At 35.8% G+C, this 21,826-nt stretch carries 20 protein-coding genes and 1 pseudogene; 7 read left to right on the forward strand and 14 right to left on the reverse strand.

Translation table 11 applies throughout. The features are described from left to right. The first annotated feature begins 6 nt into the window (after positions 1-6). Positions 7-1,584 (forward strand): S41 family peptidase, encoded by a 1,578-nt coding sequence (locus tag MYRA21_RS06715; RefSeq protein ID WP_006257721.1) that lies wholly within the window; start codon positions 7-9, stop codon positions 1,582-1,584. Between the two features lie 354 nt (positions 1,585-1,938). Here MYRA21_RS06715 and MYRA21_RS06720 read toward each other — a convergent pair whose 3' ends face one another. Next, on the reverse strand, positions 1,939-4,005 hold the full coding sequence (locus MYRA21_RS06720; protein WP_006257720.1) for a M13 family metallopeptidase: 2,067 nt from the start codon (positions 4,003-4,005) through the stop codon (positions 1,939-1,941). Between the two features lie 161 nt (positions 4,006-4,166). On the opposite strand from MYRA21_RS06720, the gene MYRA21_RS06725 reads away from it, so the two are divergent. From MYRA21_RS06725 to MYRA21_RS18740, 4 genes are all read left to right on the forward strand, one after another. Further along, complete coding sequence (locus tag MYRA21_RS06725) at positions 4,167-4,877, forward strand: SCO family protein (protein ID WP_006257719.1); 711 nt, start codon at positions 4,167-4,169, stop codon at positions 4,875-4,877. Between the two features lie 220 nt (positions 4,878-5,097). Next, the gene (locus MYRA21_RS06730) at positions 5,098-5,328 is read left to right on the forward strand and encodes a FeoA family protein (protein WP_006260493.1); all 231 of its coding nucleotides are present in this window, start codon (positions 5,098-5,100) and stop codon (positions 5,326-5,328) included. Positions 5,329-5,354: 26 nt separating this feature from the next. Further along, positions 5,355-7,463 carry a ferrous iron transport protein B gene (gene feoB, locus MYRA21_RS06735; RefSeq protein WP_006257717.1) on the forward strand — a complete coding sequence of 703 codons (2,109 nt, stop codon included), beginning with the start codon at positions 5,355-5,357 and terminating at the stop codon, positions 7,461-7,463. A 7-nt stretch (positions 7,464-7,470) separates the two neighbouring features. After that, complete coding sequence (locus MYRA21_RS18740; RefSeq protein ID WP_006257716.1) at positions 7,471-7,602, forward strand: FeoB-associated Cys-rich membrane protein; 132 nt, start codon at positions 7,471-7,473, stop codon at positions 7,600-7,602. 110 nt (positions 7,603-7,712) lie between these two features. Here MYRA21_RS18740 and trpA read toward each other — a convergent pair whose 3' ends face one another. The 9 genes and pseudogenes from trpA to MYRA21_RS06775 all read right to left on the reverse strand — a co-directional run bounded on the left by trpA (position 7,713) and on the right by MYRA21_RS06775 (position 14,656). After that, positions 7,713-8,483, reverse strand: a complete 771-nt coding sequence (trpA, locus tag MYRA21_RS06740; protein WP_006257715.1) for a tryptophan synthase subunit alpha — start codon at positions 8,481-8,483, stop codon at positions 7,713-7,715. Continuing rightward, a complete protein-coding gene (gene trpB / locus MYRA21_RS06745) occupies positions 8,476-9,663 on the reverse strand; it encodes a tryptophan synthase subunit beta (RefSeq protein ID WP_006257714.1) in 1,188 nt (395 codons plus the stop codon). Before trpB ends, trpA begins: the two co-directional genes overlap by 8 nt. After that, positions 9,650-10,285: a phosphoribosylanthranilate isomerase gene (locus tag MYRA21_RS06750; protein WP_006257713.1), complete on the reverse strand. Its 636-nt coding sequence runs from the start codon at positions 10,283-10,285 to the stop codon at positions 9,650-9,652. The genes trpB and MYRA21_RS06750 overlap by 14 nt, the downstream gene beginning before the upstream one ends. A gap of 6 nt (positions 10,286-10,291) precedes the next feature. Then, entirely contained in the window at positions 10,292-11,080 is a 789-nt protein-coding gene (gene trpC / locus MYRA21_RS06755; RefSeq protein WP_006257712.1) for an indole-3-glycerol phosphate synthase TrpC, read from the reverse strand. Further along, positions 11,077-12,069 (reverse strand): anthranilate phosphoribosyltransferase, encoded by a 993-nt coding sequence (gene trpD / locus MYRA21_RS06760; RefSeq protein WP_039328749.1) that lies wholly within the window; start codon positions 12,067-12,069, stop codon positions 11,077-11,079. Before trpD ends, trpC begins: the two co-directional genes overlap by 4 nt. A gap of 4 nt (positions 12,070-12,073) precedes the next feature. Then, positions 12,074-12,634 carry an aminodeoxychorismate/anthranilate synthase component II gene (locus MYRA21_RS06765; RefSeq protein ID WP_006257710.1) on the reverse strand — a complete coding sequence of 187 codons (561 nt, stop codon included), beginning with the start codon at positions 12,632-12,634 and terminating at the stop codon, positions 12,074-12,076. 3 nt (positions 12,635-12,637) lie between these two features. After that, positions 12,638-13,357: pseudogene (locus MYRA21_RS19285) on the reverse strand (anthranilate synthase component I family protein); the annotation flags it as partial. Positions 13,358-13,368: 11 nt separating this feature from the next. Beyond that, a complete protein-coding gene (locus tag MYRA21_RS19290) occupies positions 13,369-14,022 on the reverse strand; it encodes a hypothetical protein (RefSeq protein ID WP_235280042.1) in 654 nt (217 codons plus the stop codon). A gap of 268 nt (positions 14,023-14,290) precedes the next feature. Continuing rightward, the gene (locus tag MYRA21_RS06775; RefSeq protein WP_255420017.1) at positions 14,291-14,656 is read right to left on the reverse strand and encodes a carbohydrate kinase family protein; all 366 of its coding nucleotides are present in this window, start codon (positions 14,654-14,656) and stop codon (positions 14,291-14,293) included. 60 nt (positions 14,657-14,716) lie between these two features. Between MYRA21_RS06775 and MYRA21_RS19295 the strand changes: the two genes are divergently transcribed. Both MYRA21_RS19295 and MYRA21_RS06785 read left to right on the forward strand, forming a co-directional pair. Next, positions 14,717-15,016 carry a transposase gene (locus tag MYRA21_RS19295; protein ID WP_039328751.1) on the forward strand — a complete coding sequence of 100 codons (300 nt, stop codon included), beginning with the start codon at positions 14,717-14,719 and terminating at the stop codon, positions 15,014-15,016. Then, entirely contained in the window at positions 15,013-15,888 is an 876-nt protein-coding gene (locus MYRA21_RS06785; RefSeq protein WP_039328753.1) for an IS3 family transposase, read from the forward strand. The genes MYRA21_RS19295 and MYRA21_RS06785 overlap by 4 nt, the downstream gene beginning before the upstream one ends. On the opposite strand, the gene MYRA21_RS06790 is transcribed toward MYRA21_RS06785, so the two are convergent. The 4 genes from MYRA21_RS06790 to nuoL form a co-directional block, all read right to left on the reverse strand. Beyond that, positions 15,885-16,568, reverse strand: a complete 684-nt coding sequence (locus MYRA21_RS06790; RefSeq protein ID WP_235280044.1) for a lipopolysaccharide kinase InaA family protein — start codon at positions 16,566-16,568, stop codon at positions 15,885-15,887. The genes MYRA21_RS06785 and MYRA21_RS06790 overlap by 4 nt on opposite strands. Before the next feature lie 493 nt (positions 16,569-17,061). After that, complete coding sequence (locus MYRA21_RS06795; protein WP_006257704.1) at positions 17,062-18,435, reverse strand: NADH-quinone oxidoreductase subunit N; 1,374 nt, start codon at positions 18,433-18,435, stop codon at positions 17,062-17,064. A 54-nt stretch (positions 18,436-18,489) separates the two neighbouring features. Further along, complete coding sequence (locus MYRA21_RS06800) at positions 18,490-19,923, reverse strand: NuoM family protein (RefSeq protein ID WP_006257703.1); 1,434 nt, start codon at positions 19,921-19,923, stop codon at positions 18,490-18,492. A gap of 9 nt (positions 19,924-19,932) precedes the next feature. After that, a complete protein-coding gene (gene nuoL / locus MYRA21_RS06805) occupies positions 19,933-21,825 on the reverse strand; it encodes an NADH-quinone oxidoreductase subunit L (protein WP_006257702.1) in 1,893 nt (630 codons plus the stop codon). Between the last annotated feature and the right edge of the window lies 1 nt (position 21,826).

A 21,826-nucleotide genomic window follows, 5' to 3' on the forward strand; every position in this document is an offset into this window, starting at 1 on the left:
CTGTAGATGAAAAAGTTTTTTTGGCCTCTGATTATATCGATTTCTTTATCCTTAGGTATTTTACTAGGAGGCTTTCTTGTATCTGCTTCTTATCGTGGAAAAACAGGTTTTTATACCAATCACAATAAGCTTAAATTAAATCGGCTAATTGATTTTATAGAGAAGGAGTATGTAGATAATGTAGATACTGACTCTATCGTCGATAGAACGGTGACTACTATTCTAGAACAACTAGATCCACACTCTATCTATATCGGCAAGAGTGAGCTACAGTCTGTGACAGAGTCTATGCAAGGTAGTTTCGTAGGGATAGGGGTGAACTACTATTACTATAAAGATAGTGTCGCTGTAATCAAAGATATCGTAGATGGCCCCGCTTTTAAATCTGGTATACAGCCGGGTGACCGTATCATAAGTGCTGACGGACAGCATCTGTATGGAAAGGAGATGACCTCTGATAGTATCGCTAAATACTTAAGAGGGGAAAGGGATACTGATGTAAAATTAGAAGTCTATCGTAAGACTGTAGGTAAGAAGCTAGACATTGTGGTCAATAGACAGCCTATTCCTATCAAGAGTGTAGATGCTGCATTTAAGTTATCAGACGGTAGAGGATATATTAAGCTCAATAGATTCTCTAGTACAACTTACGAGGAGTTTAAAAAGGCGCTAGAGGATCTGATTACGCAAGATATTTCTAGCCTAGTCCTAGATTTGAGAGATAATGGAGGAGGGTATATGGATCAAGCAGTGAATATGCTAAATGATTTATTAAAGAAAGATCAGGTAATCGTAAAGACTGTAAATAAAGGTGGTCAAGAGAGAGTCACAAAGTCTAAAGGAAGTGGTCTCTTTACAGATAAGCCTCTTTATGTATTGATTAATGAGAATTCTGCTTCTGCTAGTGAAATTATAGCTGGAGCGATACAGGATAATGATAGAGGTACTATCGTAGGGCGTAGAAGCTTCGGTAAAGGACTTGTACAACGAGAATTGATGCTCGGGGATGGTTCTGCTATTAGATTGACTACAGCTCGTTACTTCACTCCTTCTGGACGATCTATACAGAAGCCTTATACGATGGGGGTAGAAGAGTATAATAACGATTTTAGAACGAGATATGCACATGGAGAGTTATATGCTGCTGATAGTATAAAAGTAGCCGATAGCCTACAGTATAAAACCTTAAAAGGACGTGTAGTCTATGGAGGTGGTGGTATAGTACCAGATATCTTTGTTCCGATAGGTAATAAGCATGGAGATGACACTGTGGTACTTCTGATGAAATCGGGTATTGTAAGCTTCTTTGTATTCCAAGAGATCGATAAAGAAAGAGCGAAGTTTACTAATATGTCTAAAGAAGAGGTGATAGACTATGTGATGTCTTCTGATAAAGTATTTAAAGCTTATATTAAACATCTAGAAGGCAATAAACTATTCTTCAAATTAGATAAGCGAAAACAGATTGTGAAGCGATTCTTAGTCGGAGAGTTTTTAAGTCAATTATACACTAGTGAGGATTACTATCTATGGATGTTAGAAGTAGACCCTATGATTAAAAAGATAGACGAGAAAACCTTATAGTTAGGAAGAACTCAATATAATAATACTAAAGCATTGTGATTATCACAATGCTTTTTTGTTGGATAAAGTGTTACTTGTTTATTTCTTGTTGTCTATGATAGAACAGTCAAAGGATAACGATAACATAGTGGTCGCATACTTTTAGCTCTTTTTTATGCGAGCAGTATCCCATAACTATGCGACCACTATGCGATAAGTCCAATTAGGGTTGATATAGTGAAGCGCTGTTTTTGTATGTATGGTGTTGAAGTTGAGGTTGTTGTTTGGATTTTGTGTAGGCTTAGCCTTGTCGTATGTATAAAACAATAAAGGAGCCTCATTGAGACTCCTTTATCCTTATTTATTCTGTTCTGATTACCAGATTTTAACTCTTTCCTCAGGTTTGATGTATAATTTATCACCTTCTTTAATATCAAATGCTTTGTAGAAAGCATCTACGTTTTGAAGAGGTACATACGCTCTGTAGTGTCCAGGAGCGTGAGGGTCAGTTTTCACTTGGTTTTTAATTGCCTCATCACGAGCTTTAGTTCTCCAGATAGTTCCCCAAGAGATAAAGAAACGTTGCTCAGGTGTGAATCCGTCGATTAGACCTGGATCACCATTTTCTTTTAAATAGATTTGTAATCCGTCATAAGCAGCATTAACACCACCTAAGTCTCCGATATTCTCACCTAAAGTGAATTTACCGTCTACGAATACACCTGGTAGAGGCTCTAATGCGCTGTACTGAGCAGCTAAAGCATCACCTAATTTAGTAAAACTAGCTAAGTCAGCGTCAGTCCACCAGTTGTTTAAGTTTCCGTTTTTATCATAACGAGCTCCTGAGTCATCAAAACTGTGAGAGATCTCGTGTCCGATTACAGCTCCGATACCACCATAGTTAATCGCTTCGTCAGCTTTATAATCATAGAATGGAGGTTGTAAGATAGCAGCAGGGAATACTATTTCGTTATAGATAGGGTTGAAGTAAGCGTTCACTGTCTGTGGAGCCATTCCCCAACGAGATTTATCTACAGGTTTACCGAAGTCTTCCATGTTTTTAGCAAAATCCCATTTAGTAGCATTCTTCATGTTTTCGAAGTGATTACCACCGTCTTTAGGAGCTTTAATATCCATAGCAGAGTAATCTTCCCATTTGTCAGGGTAACCGATTTTCACTGTTGTAGTTGCTAATTTTTCTAAAGCACCTTTTTTAGTTTCTTCAGCCATCCATGGTAATGCTTTGATACGATCACCGAAAGCTGTAAGTACGTTTTTAATCATTGCTTGAGCTTTTGCTTTCGCTTCAGCAGGGAATTTTTTAGCAACGTATAATTGTCCTAAAGCTTCTCCTACAGTACCGTTAACTACAGCTAATGCTCTTTCGTCAACAGGTCTTTGTTCTTTAGCACCTTCTAATGTTTTAGAGTAGAACTCCCAGTTCGCTTTCTCCATCTCAGTAGATAAGAAGCTAGCATTTTTGTTCACTAAAGTCCATTTCATATACGCTTTGATATCTTCGATATTCTTAGCAGAAAGGATTTCGTTAAGTGCTTTCATGTATTTCGGTTGAGATACAATTAGCTTTTCAACGTTCTTTAATCCTGTAGCAGCGATATAAGCATTCCAATCAACAGCAGGTGTTAATTTTTGAAGCTCAGCTACTGTCATAGGGTTATAAGTAAGACGGCTATCTCTACGCTCTACTCTAGTAAGGCGAGGTTCAGCCATTTTAGTTTCGATCGCTAATACACGTTTAGAATCTGTAGTAGCCTCTTCTTTAGGTTCACCAGCTAATTCTAACATACGTGCTACGTGTGCTACGTATTGGTCACGTTTTTCAGTGATGTCTTTATCTTTTAATACATAATAATCACGATCAGGTAAACCTAAAGAACCTAAACTGATGTATACTGTATTTTCTTGAGAGCTTTTTGCATCTGCATATACGTAGATAGAATATAATCCTAACCCTCCTTCAGCTACTAATTCGTTGATTAGTTTAGTCGCATCTTCTGGAGTTTTGATTGCATTGATTTTATCTAAGTAAGGTTTAAGAGGAGCTACTCCTAACTCATTTCTTTTAGCTTCATCTAAGTAAGTTTGGAATACAGCTACAGCTTTAGCTTGATCAGATTTAGGATCAAGTTTAGAGTCTTCAGCAGCCTCTCTAAGGATAGCAAGGGCATCCTTATCTGTGTTTTGTCTTAATTCATCAAAACTTCCCCAACGTGTTCTGTCATTTGGAATTTCAGTTTTGTCATACCAAGCACCGTTTACATAACGGAAAAAGTCATCACCAGGCTTTACATTTTTATCCATGTATTCTAGGTTGATTCCATGAGCTACTTGATCTTCTTGCTCTGTCGTATTCTTAGCATCTTTACAAGCTACTAATGATACTACAGCGAAGGCAGAGGTTAATAAAACTCTTTTGTTCATAGTATATAATTAATTTTGTTCCTATTGATATTCTAACAAAAATAGAAAATATCTTTTATAATCGTATTTTTCTCTACTTTAAATAAGACATCTTGTATTTATCATGTCTTTAACCTTCAGGTTAAAAGGGATTTTGTAAGTTTGTCGAAACTCTATTTAAAATGTTACACTTTTTCAAGAAATATAAATACTTTTTTATTTTCTTCTTCCTTTTATGTGCAGGGATCATGGTGATGTTCTACAATGCACTGAAGTATAGAAAATCACTACCAGTATATACACCTGCTATGGTGAATCCTGAGATGGTAGATAGTTTAATCCAACATGAGGCCAATAAACAGAAGCACAAGATAGCTGCTTTTAAGTTCTTAAACCAGAATGGTGATACAATTACAAATAAAGATTATGAAGGACATATCTATGTAGCTGATTTCTTCTTTACCACTTGTACTACGATTTGTCCTATCATGAGTGATAATATGGTTTGGCTTCAAGATAAGATTAAGACTCTGCCAGGCGTTAAATTATTATCACACTCAGTAACTCCTGATATCGATAGTGTACCTGTGCTAAAAGAATATGCATTACACAAAGGCGCTGATGATAAGATATGGAACTTAGTAACAGGGGATAAAAGAGATATCTATTATATCGCTCGTAACTCTTACTTAGCTGTGAAGACGGGGTCTCCAGAAGAGATGTATGATATGGTACACACCGAAAACTTTATTCTAGTAGATGGCAATGGCCGTATCCGTGGGTTCTATGACGGTACTAATCTAGATACTCCTGATAAAGAAGCTAAGAATATGCAGCAGCTATGGGAAGACATCCAATGGCTGTATGAGCATGAAAATAGTAAGTCAAAGTAATTAAATAATTATACAGTATAATCCCTCTACATTTATTAGTTGATGTAGGGGGATTTTTTATATATGAATATTTCTGTTTCTAAGTTATGAATCAAAATAAGCTAATAATGAAAAGGTTGTGCGGTAATTATAGTAGTATTAATACTGATAATTATTAGGAATATAGTTCTATAATCTTTTTTATTGACTAAATTTGCAATATGAATTAAATCTAAATAAGGTGAGTACAACTTTAGACTTATTAAAAAGAAATGAAAAAGGAGTGATAGCAGACTTCGATATGCACAAGGTTCCTTTAAAACTATTAGAGATGGGATGTCTACCAGGTAATGCTGTGGAACTTCTAGAGGTAGCTCCTCTAGGTGACCCAATATATCTGTGTATTAATGATACGCATTTATCTATTCGAAAAGAATTAGCTAAGGAGATACAAGTAGAATTAATTGGCTAATTAGATTAAGATATTACATATAGTTGATGAAAAAAGATATAAAAGTTGCCCTAATAGGTAATCCTAATGTAGGGAAAACCTCTGTATTCAATGCCCTGACGGGTCTTAACCATAAGATAGGAAATTATCCTGGTATTACTGTAGATAAAAAATCTGGAGTAGCGAAGTTAGATGATAAAGTAAATGCTACTATTATCGACTTACCAGGAACATATAGTATTAATGCGAGTTCTGAAGATGAACGCATTGTATTAGACTTATTATTTGATCCTACTAATGATGACTTTCCAGATGTTACTGTTGTAGTAGCTGATATAGAAAATCTAAAGCGTAACTTATTACTATTTACTCAGGTTAAAGAACTTGGTGTTCCTACGATATTAGCTGTTAATATGGCTGATCATATGGACGAGAAGGGGATTAGTCTGAAGATAGCGGAGTTAGAAAAGAAATTAAATACAAAGATTGTTTTAATCAGTGCGAAGAAAAAACTTGGTATTCAAGAGTTAAAACAAGCAATATTAAATTATAGAACGTATTCTATAGAACCATGTGTGAATGCTACAGCAGTAGACACAGAGTTCTTTAGTAAACTTGCTTTGACATTCCCTAACCTTTCTGTATTCAAATTGTGGATGATCTATTCACAAGACATCAAGATCGGGAATATAGGGAAGAAAGAGATAGAGGCGAAGGGAGTTCAGTTGTCAGAAAGTGAAATCAAAAAGCTTCAACACAAAAAGACAATCAAGAGATATCAGTTTATCAACGACGTTTTAAAAGAAACGTATTCACGTGATGTCAATAAAGCTACAGATCTTCGTTCTAAAGTAGATAGAATACTTACCCATAAAGTGTATGGATACCTAATCTTCTTTGCGATTATGATGTTGGTCTTCCAGGCTATCTTTGAGTGGTCAAGTATTCCGATGGATTGGATTGATGAGCAGTTTGCTAATCTTAGTTCTTGGGTACACGATACGATGGAGCCAGGTAAGCTTACAGATTTGATAGCGGATGGTATCGTACCAGGTATCGGAGGGGTAATGCCTTTCATTCCTCAGATTGCTATTCTATTTATGTTTATTTCTATCTTAGAAGAGACAGGGTATATGAGTAGAGTGGTGTTCTTAATGGATAGATTAATGCGTCCATTCGGATTAAGTGGTAAATCAGTAGTGCCACTTATCTCTGGTAATGCATGTGCTATTCCAGCGATTATGTCAGCTCGTAATATCGAGAACCCTAAAGAAAGATTGATTACAATACTTGTAACACCGTTTACTACGTGTTCTGCTCGTATTCCAGTATATATTATCATTATTGCCTTAGTAATTCCTGATACACGTGTATTTGGATTCTTAAGTATACAAGGATTGACATTGACGTTATTCTATCTAGTAGGATTCTTAGCAGCTTTGTTATCATCTTGGGCATTGAGTAAATACATCAAAAGCGAGCGCAAGTCATACTTCGTAATCGAGATGCCAAACTACCGTACTCCGATTATTAAGAACGTAGTGGTGAATATGTATGAGAAGACTAAAGCATTCGTAGTAGGTGCGGGTAAGATTATATTCGTATTATCGATCATCATTTGGTTCTTAGGTGCTCATGGACCAGGAGAACGCTTTGAGAATGCTGAGAAACATATTACAGAAGTATATCAAGATAAAGAGGTAAGCGAAGAAGAATTAAGCGAGCATATCGCTAGTTATAGATTAGAGAATTCTTATATCGGTATTCTAGGTAAAACAATAGAGCCTGTAATCAAACCTCTAGGATATGACTGGAAAGTAGGTATCGCAGTATTGTCTTCTTTCGTAGGACGTGAAATCTTCGTAGGAGTACTTGGAACTATTTATAATGTAGGATCTGGGGATGAGAACGATGAAGATGGACGTATTAAACAAAAAATGGCAGCAGAGATATGGCCTGATACAGGACAACCAGTCTTCACGCTAGCCAGTGGGGTGTCACTAATGTTCTTTTATGCTTTTGCGATGCAGTGTACAGCTACAGTAGCAATCGTGAAAAGAGAGACTAAGTCTTGGAAATGGACTATCTACCAATTAGTGTTTATGACTGTTTTTGCGTATGTCGCAGCTTTAATAGCATATCAACTTTTAAAATAAAGTAATTATGGGTTACCAAGAAATAATTGCCTATGCAATTGTAATTATTGCATTGGGGTACATCATTAAAAAAGGCTTTTGGAAGAATAAAACGAATAAGAAAGGTTCTTGTGGCGGAGGTAGCTGCGGATGTTCTTAATCACCATTCTTTAAAATAACAAAATAGGCAACTCGCATGAGTTGCCTATTTTGTTTAGTATATATCGTTAAATCTTAAATGTGGCGAATTCGCCATAATTAGGGCTATACTTACCTAATGCTTTTGATGAAGTTATGGATACTCTCCTCACTAATGCCATGTTCATTAATATGCTTCATAAAGGCTGTTCCTATAATCGCCCCTGAGCTATATTGATTGGTCAGGTTATAGGTGTGTTTATCTCTTACTCCAAAGCCGATAAGAGCAGGATTTTTAAGCTTTAAATCTTGAATGTATTTATAGTATGCTTGTTGCTCTTCTAAAGACTTGTTAGAGCCTGTGGTTCCATTAGAAGAAACTAAATAGATAAAACCATTTGTCTGTTCATCTATATGGCGTACACGTTCTATCGAAGTATCATTACTTATCAACATGATATTACTGACGTTGTGTTGATCACAGTGTGTCTTGAAATGGGATAAGTAGTAGTCCATAGGTAAGTCTGGAAGGATAATACCATCTACACCTACTTCTGCGCATTTCGCTATGAATGCCTCTACACCATATCTTAGTACTGGATTTAGATACCCCATTAAGACAACAGGTATAGTAATGTGCTGTCTCATTTCTTTTAATTGTTCGAATAGCTTAGAGACTGTAATACCGTTTAGTAAAGCCTGCTCACTACTGTGCTGTATAACTGGCCCGTCTGCTAGTGGATCTGAGAAAGGCATGCCTATTTCTACTAAATCTACACCAGCGTTATCTAGATTCTTTAAGATGGTCATGGTGTCTTCTATAGCAGGATAACCAGCTGTGAAGTAGATCGAAAGTATATTGGATTTCTTCTCGGTGAAGAGTGTGTTGATTCTGTTATTCATGGTTAAAGTATTTAGAGTAAGTAATCATGTCTTTATCGCCTCGTCCTGATAAGTTTACCACTACGATATCGCTTTCTTTTAGCTCCATCTTATTTAGGTAAGCCAAGGCGTGTGCTGATTCTAGTGCAGGTATAATCCCATCTATACGCGTTAATTCAAAAGCAGCTTTGATCGCTTCATCATCTGTGATACTACCTACAGTGATCTTACCTGTATCACTCAGATAGGCATGTGCAGGTCCTATACCAGGATAATCTAATCCGGCTGAGATAGAATAAGGCTCTATAATCTGTCCATCCTCTGTCTGTATAAGGTAAGTCTTACTACCGTGGATAATACCTTGTTTTCCTAAGGCGATAGTAGCCGCAGTCTGTCCTGTTTCTACTCCTAGACCTGCCGCTTCTACTGCGATTAATTTTGTATGACCATTGTCTATAAAGTGGTAGAAAGCGCCCATCGCATTACTTCCCCCACCTACACATGCTACTACATAGTCTGGGTTAGGAGTATTCTCTTGCTCTATTAGCTGTGCTTTTATTTCTTTACTGATGATAGATTGGAACTTCGCTACCATATCAGGATAAGGATGAGGTCCTACTACAGAACCGATCACATAATAGGTCTCTTGTGGATTATTGATCCATTCGCGTATAGCTTCATTTGTAGCGTCTTTTAAAGTCTTGCTCCCACTCTCAGCAGCTACTACTTTTGCCCCTAGCATACGCATGCGTTCTACATTAGGCTTTTGACGTTCGATATCATGTGCCCCCATAAATACAGTGCACTCTAGATTTAACAGTGCGCAAGTAGTAGCAGTAGCTACACCGTGCTGTCCTGCACCTGTCTCAGCTATAATCCTCTTTTTGCCTAAGCGTTTAGCTAAGAGCACTTGTCCTATTGTATTATTGATTTTATGAGCTCCTGTGTGGTTTAAATCTTCTCTCTTTAGATAGATCTTCGCTTTATATTTAGCAGATAAGTTAGCAGAATAGAATAGAGGAGTAGGTCTCCCCACATAATCTTTAAGTAGCTTGTTTAGTTCTTGTTGAAAATCTTCTGTCTGTATGATATCTAGGTATCTCTCTTGTAAGTCTGATACATTCTTATACAGCATCTCAGGGATAAATGAACCTCCGTACTCTCCGTAATATCCTTGTTCGTTTGGGTTAAATTCTTTCATAGTCTCTTATTTCTTTTACTAGTTTTCTCACTAGTGTTATGTCTTTATGATGTTGATCGTTTTCTAATTTACTGTTGAGGTCAAAGCCCACTAATCTAGTATCTCGTAATAGCAAAGCGGACTGTATGTTGTGTAATCCTAATCCTCCGCTTAGTAGATAAGGGGTGCTAGCTTGATAATGCTGTAATACATCCCAATCAAATGATAATCCACTACCTCCATGCTGTGGAGTAGGCGTGTCAAATACAAATAAGTCACAATAGGATTCGTATTGTTCTAATTGACTTAAGTCCTCTGCTGTTCCTATAGAGAAAGCCTTGATTACTTTTACTCCTTGCTCTATATAATAAGCACAATCTTCTGGGCTTTCGTTACCGTGTAGCTGTACATAGTCAAGCTTATACTGCTTTATACGTTGTGCTATTTCTTGTCTTGTAGCATTGACGAATACACCTACTTTCTGAATATGATGAGGTAGGTTATCAACAGCCTTGTTAATATCTGTACTTACATATCGCTTTGATTTCGGATAAAAGATAAATCCCATCATATCAATGTGCTCTTGCCCAACAGAATTAATATTGTCTATATCAAACATCCCACAGATCTTTATCTTCTTCATCGCTGTTTATACTTTAATCTCTTGTTGTAATAGCCTTAATTGTTCAGTAGGATTAGCCATCTTCATAAAGTATTCTCCCATTAAGAACCCTGAGAATCCATTGTCAGCTAATTCTAATAACGTAGCGGCATTCTGTATACCACTTTCTGCTATCTTCACTGCCTGCTGAGGTAATAGATTAGCTAGAGCGATACTGTGCTGAATATTTACTTCAAAGGTGTTCAGATCTCTATTGTTTATCCCGATGAGGTCAAACTCAGTATGTAAATGGTCTCGTATTTCTTGTTCAGTATGTGTCTCTAATAATACTTGTAAACCAAGCTGATGTGCATAATCAGTCAATACTTTGACACGTTCGATAGGAAGCATTTTAGCGATCAATAGAATGGCGTCTGCACCTATCGCTTTAGCTTCTTCTATCTGGTACTCGTCTAGGATAAAGTCTTTCTGTAATAGAGGCAAGTCTACTGAAGCACGTGCGTTAGCAAAGTCAGTGGGTAGAGCACCGAAGAATTGACTGTCATTTAGAATAGATAAAGCCGCTGCTTCATTCGCTTCATATCCTTTTACTATCTCAGTGATATTCGCGTTGGGATGAATGATTCCTTTAGAAGGAGACTGTCTTTTAAACTCTGCGATGATGGCTCTGTTGTTTTTAGCCGTGATACAAGCTTTAAAATCAATCGGTGTTCTGTTGTATAATGGAGTATTTCTTAGTTCAGCAATACTCTTTATAGTCTTGCGTTGGGCTACTTCTATCCGTTTATGTGCCTTTATTTGTTCTAATATCTTCATCTCAATTCTTTTAGTATTTCAAACTTATCTTTTGCTTTTCCTCCTAGTAGAGACTCTTCTGCTCTTGCTTTTGCCTCTAAGATGCTTAGTTCAGGATAGTAGGTATTAATAGCTAAAGTGCTATTAGCAAGGACTACATTATTCTGAGCAGGAGTACCTTTACCTTTAAGTATTTGCCAGAAGATATACGCCGACTCTTCTACTGTTTTTCCTCCTTTGATATCTTCTTCACGGATGACAGGACTATTAAAGTAAGAAGCGTCTATTAGTTTCTCTTCTTTGTTATTGACTAGCTTAGCTGATTTAGTCAAGCTACATTCATCATAGCCGTCTAAGGCATGTATAATGCTGTACTGTGTATTCTCTGCCTGCAAGAAGTATTTATACATTCTCAACAGCTCAAGGTTAAACAGACCTACTAGTTGTACCTTAGGCTGAGCAGGATTAGTCAATGGGCCAAGCATATTAAAGAACGTCTTCACTCCAAGTGCTTTTCTCACAGGAGCGATTCTCTTCATGGCAGGGTGAAATAAAGGCGCGTGTAGAAAACAGATATTTGCTTCAGCTAATTGTTCTTTTAGCTCTGCTTCTGTGCTTTTAAAATGAATACCTAAGTTCTCCATCACACTAGAAGACCCTGAGATAGATGATACTCCATAGTTACCATGTTTAGCTACAGGTACACCTGCTCCAGCTGTCACAAAGGATGACAGTGTAGATATATTAAAAGTGTCTTTTCCGTCTCCTCCTGTACCACATAAGTCCATAGGGTTATAAGCTGACAGATCAACTTTATTAGCAAGCTGTAACATTCCTTCTCGGAAGCCTCTTAGCTCATCTAATATGATGGGTCTCATGATAAATGTAGTCAGTAGAGAAGCCATCTGAGCGTCTGTGTACTTATCATTAGCCATGTTGATAACTATCTCTTTGGCTTGTTCTGTAGTAAGTGTTTTATGTTGTATTAAGTGATTTAATATCTCTTTCATAGCATTAGTTTTTAATCCAATTTTTAATTATCTCTTTCCCATAAGTAGTCAATATCGATTCTGGGTGAAATTGTACTCCTCTAACATTAAGTGTTCGATGCTTCACCGCCATGATATTTTGTTGCTCGTCATAGGCTGTTATCGCTAGTTCACTATTACTTTCTTCTATTACCCATGAGTGATAGTGTGCGATAGGGGAGTGATCTGGCATAGACTGGAATATATCATCAGGTGCAGCTAGCTGTATAGGTGATGATATTCCGTGTAGTGGAGTCTCTAATCTCTTTAGTTGGTGACCATAGTACTCACCTATAGCCTGATGTCCTAAGCAGATACCTAATATGTCTTTATGGTCAGCAGCGTAGGCTATCACGTCCATTAGTTTTCCTGCTTCTGATGGAATACCTGGCCCTGGCGAAAGGATAATCTTATCGTACTGATCTATTTGCTCAAGTTCGATCTTATCATTCTTGATGATATCTATTGTTTCTACTCCTAGTTCTTTTAAGATGTGTATCACATTGTAGATAAAGGAATCATAGTTGTCGATTACTAATACTTTCATAACTTATATGTTTTGGGCTTCACGGATAGCTAGAGTGATAGCACTTAGTTTGTTTTCTATTTCTTTTAATTCTGATAAGTCATCTGACTTGGTCACAATACCACATCCTGCCTGATAGTGTAACTCATTCTGATAACTCAGAGCTGATCGGATAAAGATGGCATGGTTAATTTCTCCATCTAAGGTGATAAAGCCTATCGTACCTCCATAGAACCCTCGACTCTCTGGTTCGTATTGATCTATTAGTTCCATGGCTCTGTGCTTAGGCGCTCCTGATAGTGTCCCTGTAGGGAAGGTGTTGGCGAATACATTAAGGCTATCTTTTTGCATATCTATAGTAGCACTGACTTTAGACACTAGATGGATGACATGAGAGTATTGTTCTACCGTTTTATACTCTTCTACTGTGACCTCTGTTCCTGTGATACTTAGGTCATTTCTAGCCAAGTCTACTAGCATGATATGTTCTGCATTCTCTTTAGGGTCATTAAGTAACTGCTGTGTTAGTATCTCGTTCTGAGCCTTGTCTTCTGTTTTTCTAAATGTGCCTGCTATTGGATTGACATACGCTTTATTCTCCTTAACTACTACCTGGGCTTCAGGAGATGAACCGAATATCTTAAATGCTCCATAGTCAAAGTAGAATAGGTAAGGAGAAGGGTTAATAGAACGAAGAGCTCTATATACATTAAACTCATCTCCCGTAAACTGCTGCTTATACTTACGTGAGAGTACTAGCTGGAATACATCTCCTCTATAGCAGTGCTCTTTTCCTTTTTTATAATCTCTAGAAACTCTTCATCTGTGTAAGGTGTCTTTGGAGCATCTACCGTTTTGAAAGGGTAGGGAGTAATGCTATTGGTGTTTAGATAGGCATGTATTTTATTCAATTGACTTTCTTCTCCTGTACGAGTGTATTCTACTAAGTGCATTTCATTTTTATAGTGATCATATACTATGACATATTTAAAGAAATGGTATTGCATTAAAGGAATGCTTGTATCAGTAGCCTTAAACTGTATATCATGTACTAATGGGATACTGTCATAGCTCGTATATCCATAGATACCTGCCTTTAAGTAATCATAGTGATTAGCGTTTTCTACCTTGATCTCTTTGATAAATAATTGTAACTGATCTAGTACATTGATATCAGCTGTAGTATGTGTAGTCGTGTTCTCTAAGGTCTGTACTGTAGTCGTATCTGCAGTAACGATATAAGACATCATCGGGTCAAAACAGATGTATGAACAACTGTTCTCTCTAGAGTGGTTACTAGAGTTTTCTAATAAGAAGCTATTAGAGAATTTATCTCTTAGTTTGAGGTATATTTCGATAGGAGTGTATAGGTCTCCAAGTATTTTTTTGTGATTGATGTGAAGTTTCATTTCTTGTAATTATTTGAGTTTAAAGCAAAAAAAAGCCTGCTAGGGGTTCCTAGCAGGCTTTATCTATATAATATGTGTATATAATTCTATCTATAACTAATCACAACTTAAATACATAGTACGACCAACCGAACCCTGATAGGATTTAGCTAGCCACCACCAATTAGTATTTAAAAATTGTGTATTCATTTTCGTCTTTTGTTATAGGTGCTAAATTATACTTTTTTTTAATATCAAAGTGTTTTTTTTCAAAAAAGCTCTTATTCTTTTATTTTTCAGGTGTTTTCAGGGCTTCTAAGATGTTTTTACTCGTAATTAATTCATCTTTAAAGATCGTTTCATAATAAAAAATGTCAAAATCTTCTCTTTCGTACTCCGGATTAGCACCTGTATGTGATGTAACAAAAGCACCTAGTGATGCTGCTGTTTTAATAATCTGAATAGGATCATGCCCGTTCAACTTAGCTGCTAAGAAACCTGCAAGATATGAATCTCCACTACCTACCGTATCTCTAATAACGATATCTACTGCAGGATAGCTATAAAGCATCTCTTTGTTTAAATAAAGTCCTCCCTTATCTCCTTTAGAAATGATAATCTCATCACAGTCAAAGTGTTTTTGAACAAACTTAATAGCTGGACTTGGTAACTTAGCCTGGACATTAAGTTAAGCATAAAAACTTATCTTTGAATTATGAAAAGAATTAGAAAGGCCTACGATGCTGCTTTTAAGCAGCAAGCCGTTGAACTGGCTAAGGAAAGAACAAACAAATCAGAATTGGCTCGTGAACTTGGAGTCAGACCTACATTATTGTATAAATGGTGTAAAGAAGCTCAAGAGTTAGGCGATGCTAGTTTTCCAGGTAATGGTAAACAAAAGCTGACTCCAGAACAAGAAAGGATAAAAGAATTAGAAAGGAAGTTAGCGGCTGTTGAATTAGAACATGAAATATTAAAAAAAGCAATCGGCATTTTCTCAAAGACCGGCAAATGATTTACATGTTCATATTTGATCATGAACATGAATTTCCGATTGGGATTATGTGTAAAGTTTTAGAGGTAAGTAGAAGTGGTTATTATCATTGGAAACGGTCTCCTGTTAATAAAAGAAAACAAGCCAAAGCAGATCTAAAACGTGTTATTACAGAAGTTTATCTAGAATTTAAACAGCGTTATGGCAGTCCTCGCCTTACAATAGAACTCAATGCACGAGGTTATAAAATATCTAAACCAACTGTTGCTAAGTACATGAAAGAGTTAGGATTACGTAGTAAAGTAGCTCGACGATATAGAATAACCACAGACTCTGAACACAATTATTTAGTGGTTGATAATATTTTAGATAGACAATTTACACAAACTGAACCAGGGAAAGTCTGGGTGTCTGACATTACTTATATCGCTGTTAAAGAAGGGTTTATTTACCTAACTACAATAATAGATTTATACGATAGAAAGGTTATTGGATGGAGTTTGAGTAAAGATATGTCAACAGAAAACACCACCTTGGCTGCCTTTAAAATGGCTAAAAAGAACAGATCTTTTCAAGACGGATTAATTTTCCATTCTGACCAAGGAGTACAATATGCAAACTACAAATTTGCAAATTTTTTAGAGTCCTTTAATGTTGTTAGAAGCATGAGTAGGAAGGCTAATTGTTGGGATAACGCCGTAGCGGAAAGCTTCTTTAAATCCCTAAAAGTGGAGATGATTTATGGAAATTTACAACTAAATACAAAGCAAATGGAAGCGAAAGTCTTTGAATATATCGAAATCTGGTATAATAAAAAACGTAGACACTCCTACTTAAACTACAAGACAATCAATGAGTTTAATCAAATAATAAATATGAATAAAGCTGCTTAAATAATTGTCCGGATTTCATTAGGATATCCAGTAGCCATCTTCTCGATATCTTGAATGTTTGTAGTCAAGTGTGACAAGTTTTTCATTCGATGTGAGAAACTCATTTCTTGATCAAACTTCATTCTGTTGATATCTACTAGATAAAATTCATGCGAACCATCTTCTCTTACTTTTATCAAAGTGTTACCTGGTGAATGGTCTAAGAAATTAATACCATTCTCGTGTAATTTAAAAGAGAATTCAACGAACTCCTCAAGGACTCTCTCCCTGTTAGGACAATCTTGGTTTTGTGCTAGATCTCTATAAGTGATATCTGTATCAATAAATTCTGATATGTAGTATGAGTTTCTTAATGCGCCTTTAGAGACGTATTCAAAATAAGCAATCGAATGTGGAGCATTGATTCCTAGATTGTGTAATCTTTCAGCGTTTTCAAATGATCTCAGACCTTTAGACTTACGTATATTTCGGTATACATATCTATTGATAAGATTAGGTTTCTTAAAGGATTTAATAGCAACCTTCTGACCAGTAGATAGCTCTACAAGCTTGATACTATTTCTAGTTCCTTTAGCGATATAAGTATCTATTTCGTCATAGGCTTCAATGATTTCCGTTAGTTCCTTTTTAAGGTTTTGATATTGAGTGTGTATTATCGCATTTACTTTCAACTTCTTCATATAAAAAGTAATTACAATTAAGCACTAAAGATAAAGAATGCTTAGGAAACGAAATTATTAAACTAAAGGAGTTAAATTGTTGTATTTCAGTGTGTTGATTTGTATTTATGTTTGTTTTATGAAGGATTTAGCATTTGTTTTTTTTGTGCTTTTTAACTATTTTAATGCTTATAATGAGATATTGCTAGTGATAAGTTTTATTAAGTCTAGATAATTGTCACAAGTGCTGATTTAGAATAAAATAAACGTGATAAAATGCGAGTTTTTTTAGTTTTTTGAAGTTATACGGAATTAGATAGAAATGTCTTAAAAAGATATGCTTTTTAAAATTAAATGTCTTTTAAATGAAAATTAAACAAAATAATGATCACTTATATTTTAGAGGTTTTCGGTTGTATCACACTGATTGTGATGTGGGTTATAAAAAAAGGTGGCGTTTTATTAATAAAACGCCACCTTTAGGGTAATCTATCGAGTTGTTATTTATTTTGTTCTAATTGAATAGGTTTAAAAGTATCGATGGACATAGACCAATAACGATGTTAATAACGATGGCTGTAACCCCAACGATCTTATAAGTTAACGGTACTTGGATGTGCTCTGTATCTTCTTCTGTAGAAGCGTACATACCAATGATTACTTTTAGATAGTAATAGATACTGATAAATGAGTTAATCACCCCGAAGATAACTAATGCTATAAATCCATTACTTATCGCCTGTGAGAATAAGAAGAACTTACCAAAGAATCCTGCAAAAATAGGTATACCTCCCATAGATAATAACGCTACAGAAAGGATAATAGCAAGAAGAGGATTCTTCTTCGCTAACCCATTGAAGTTAGATATTTGTTCGTTTTCTTTATTCTTTGTCACGATGATTAATACTGTGAATGCTGCTATACCTGCTACAGCATACGCTGATGCATAGTAGAATAGGTTAGCTGATGCTGTACCTAATGCTGTAAGTGCCATCATCATAAATCCAGCATGTGATATACCAGAGTATGCTAATAGACGCTTCATATTATCTTGACGGATAGCCATGATATTACCTACCGTCATCGTTAGAATAGCGATTACTACGATTACGTTGATATATTGACTTGGCATATCTACTAATAAGTACATGCTTAGTCTGTATAGCGTAGCTACAGCAGCTACTTTAACTAATGTACTCATCAGTGCTGTCGTAAGACTAGGTGCTCCTTGGTACACGTCTGGTGCCCAGAAGTGGAATGGAACAGCTGCTATCTTAAATAACATACCTATGATAATCATCGTAGTTCCTAGTGCATACCATATCGGTAATGATCCTGCTAGTGCTACTTCTTTTATTCTAACTACATCAAACGACCCTGTAGCCCCATAGATTAAAGCAATACCGAATAATACTACTCCTGAAGCGAATGATCCTAAAAGGAAATACTTCATCGCAGCTTCGTTACTCTTAATGTTCTTGCGATCTGTACCACATAAGATGTATAATGTGATAGAAAGGATCTCAAGTCCTAGGAAGAACATAGCCATATTACCAAAGCTTACCATACATATCGCTCCCATTAAAAGGAAAAGTTTTAATGAGATATAGTCTGATATCTTTGAGAATTCTGTTTTATAAAAATCTTTACTTAATGCTACTAAGAAAATAGTTAAGGCTATAAATAAAGATGAAAATGCGGTAGAAAATTTAGTGCTCACAAACATATTGTTATAATATGCTTGTACCACATCAATATTGCATACAGTATATCCCAAGATACCTAGTAATCCTAAAAGTGTCGCAGGAATGACTACTTTGCGCAAATTGATGATTTCTAGTACAAGTACTAAAACCGCTAATACTCCAATTGCTATTAATGTATTCATTTGTTTTATTTTGGAATTAAATTCATCAGTTATGTACTGACTCCTTACTATTTATTACTTAATATAAGACATTATTTCAACCAAACTAGGTGTGATCAAGTCAGATAATGGCTGTGGGAATATTCCGAAGAATATAACAGCTACTGCTAATACGCCTAAGATCACTACTTCTTTAGTATTTACATCAGCGAATACTTTAGTATTAGTTTCTCCTAACATCGACTTTTGGAACATTCTAAGCATATAGAATGCACCTAAGATAATAGAGGTACCCCCAATGATAGCATACCATATATTCACTTGTGATAATCCTAAAAGCAGGTTGAATTCTCCGATGAAACTGAATGTTCCTGGTAATCCTATTGAAGCAAACATTAAGATCATGAATAATGAAGCGAATTTAGGAGCTTGTTGTCTAATACCTCCCATTTCACCAATCATTCTAGTCTGGTAACGTTTGTAAATAATCTCTGCTACGTAGAATAAACCTACGATAACGAATCCGTGTGCTATCATTTGTAAAACAGCTCCTCTTAATCCGTCTAATGTCAATGAATATGCTCCTGCTGCAATAAGACCTACGTGAGCTAATGAAGAATATGCAAAGAATCTTTTGATATTCGACTGTTTTAATGCTACGATAGAACCATATACTACACCAATGATACAAAGTACTAAGATAGTAGGCATTACTTCTTTTGCTGCTATTGGAGAGATTGGTAATTGCCAACGGATGATAGAGTATAACCCCATCTTAAGCATGATACCAGCTAATAACATTGTTCCTACTGTAGGGGCTTTCTCATAAGTAGAAGCCTGCCATGTGTGGAATGGGAATACAGGAATCTTAATCGCATAAGCAATGAAGAATGCTAAGAAGATCCAGTACTGTTCTGTAGCTGATAGTTTAGCATTATACAGGTCAATTAGCATAAAGCTACCAGCACGTTGGTATAGATAGATAAAACCAACTAACATGAATAATGAACCTGCAAATGTGTAAATAAAGAACTTAAAGATTGCTTTCTTACGTGCTTCGAAACTGTCATTACCCCATAATAAAGCAATGAAGTAAATAGGTAGTAATGATAACTCCCAGAAGATGTAATATAAGAATCCATCAGATGCTAAGAATGTTCCTGTCATAGCGAATGACATAAACATTACTAATGCATAGAATGCATTAGATTTCTCTATGTGATCTCCTAATGATGATAATATAATCACAGGAGTTAATGCTGTCGTTAATAAAACTAAAGCTAATCCTAAACCATCTGCTTTAAAGGCTAAATGAATATTAGGGTTAGTCATCCATTGCGTTACATATCCTGTGTCAACCCCAGAATTATGTGAACAGATTAGAACTAAAGTTTCTACAAAAGCAACTAGTCCGAATAACAAGGCTACTTTAGCAGCTGATTGTTTACCTACGAAGTAGGTCGCTATAGCTCCGACTAATAACGTTAATAATAATATAGTTACGTTCATCTCTCTAAGTTATCTTGCAATGAATAAATAATATAAAATCAAACAGATTCCGAATACAAAAGCAAATAAGTACAATCCGATATTACCGTTTTGAGCTTTTTTACCTTGTAGAGATAATCCGTCTGCTATCTTTCCTAAACCAAATATAGTTCCTGATAAAGCTACTTCTACTACATCTCTTAAGAATGTAGCTAGTGTGTAGATAGGGTTTACAATTACTTTTTGATAGATTTCATCAATGTAGTATTTGTTGTAAAGTACTTTATGGAAACCAACGATTTGTTCGTCTTCTTGAGGTACTTCATTTTTACTAATATACTTAGAGTAAGCAAGACCTAGTCCGATTAAGAAACCAATAGTAGCAACTCCCATTAGGATGTATTCTAATGTACCTAATTCATGACTGTGTTTAGTCACTGTATTTACGATAACAGGTTTAAGATATTCGTTTAACCAAGAGTTTCCATTACCTGGTAAGCTGATAAGTCCTCCAACTACAGAAAGTATAGCTAATACTACTAATGGTGTAGTCATAGCAGCAGGGCTTTCGTGTAAATGATTCTTTTGTTCTTGAGTTCCTCTAAAGTTCTTTTTGAACGTCAAGAAGAATAGACGGAACATATAGAAAGCTGTCATAATAGACGCTAATGAACCAATAATGTATAATACAGTATTGTGTTTAAACGCTGTTAATAAGATCTCATCTTTAGAGAAGAAACCTGAGAAGAATGGAAATCCTGAGATAGCTAATGTAGCGATTAAGAACGTTAAGTAAGTCACTTTCATGAATGGTTGTAGACCACCCATTTTACGCATATCTTGTTCTCCACCCATAGCGTGTATAACTGATCCTGATCCAAGGAATAAACAAGCTTTAAAGAAAGCGTGTGTGATCACGTGGAATACTGCAATCTCATAAGCTCCAAAACCAATAGCCATAAACATTAATCCTAACTGAGATACTGTAGAGTAAGCAAGTACTTTTTTGATATCATTTTGTACAAGACCAATAGTTGCTGCGAATAAAGCAGTAAATGCTCCAACGATAGCGATTATGTTTTGAATATGAGGTACAAGATCAAATACAAAGTTTAATCTAGTGATTAAGAATATACCTGCAGTTACCATCGTAGCAGCGTGGATTAATGCTGATACAGGAGTTGGTCCTGCCATTGCATCTGGTAACCAAGTGTACAAAGGTATCTGTGCACTCTTACCAACTGCTCCAATGAAAAGAGCTAAAGCAGCATATCCAATCCAAGTATTTACTTGATGGTTAGTTCCGCTTAGAATAGCTTCTTTAATTGTCATATAATCTAACGACTGGAATAAGAATGCTAAAATGAATACCCCTACTAGGAAACCTAAATCTCCTATACGGTTCATGATAAATGCTTTCTTAGCTGCGTCGTTATATGATTGGTTCTTATGCCAGAATCCGATAAGTAAGTATGAACAAAGTCCTACACCTTCCCAACCAATAAATGTGATTAGTAAGTTGCTACCTGTAACTAATAAAATCATGAAGAAGATAAATAAGTTAAGGTAAGCAAAGAACTTTCCATAGTTCTCATCACCTTTCATATAGCTAGTAGAGTACCAGTGTATCAGTGTACCAATACCTGTAACAAATAATAACCATAACAATGAAAGCTGATCTAATAAGAATCCGAAAGAGATATCAAATCTCGTTGTTGACATCCAATTAAATAAGTCAACTTGTATTGGTTCACCTGTACCGTTTACTTGTACAAATGCTATTACTGTAATAATGAATGAAATTAAAACTGCAAGGGTAGCAATCATTCCAGCACTATTACCTAATTTCTTTCCGAAGAAAATATTAACTAGTGACCCTAATAAAGGAGCCAGTAATAAAAGTAAAATTACGTTCGTATCCATG

This window comes from Myroides sp. A21 (assembly GCF_000807225.1).
GTDB lineage: Bacteria > Bacteroidota > Bacteroidia > Flavobacteriales > Flavobacteriaceae > Flavobacterium > Flavobacterium odoratimimum.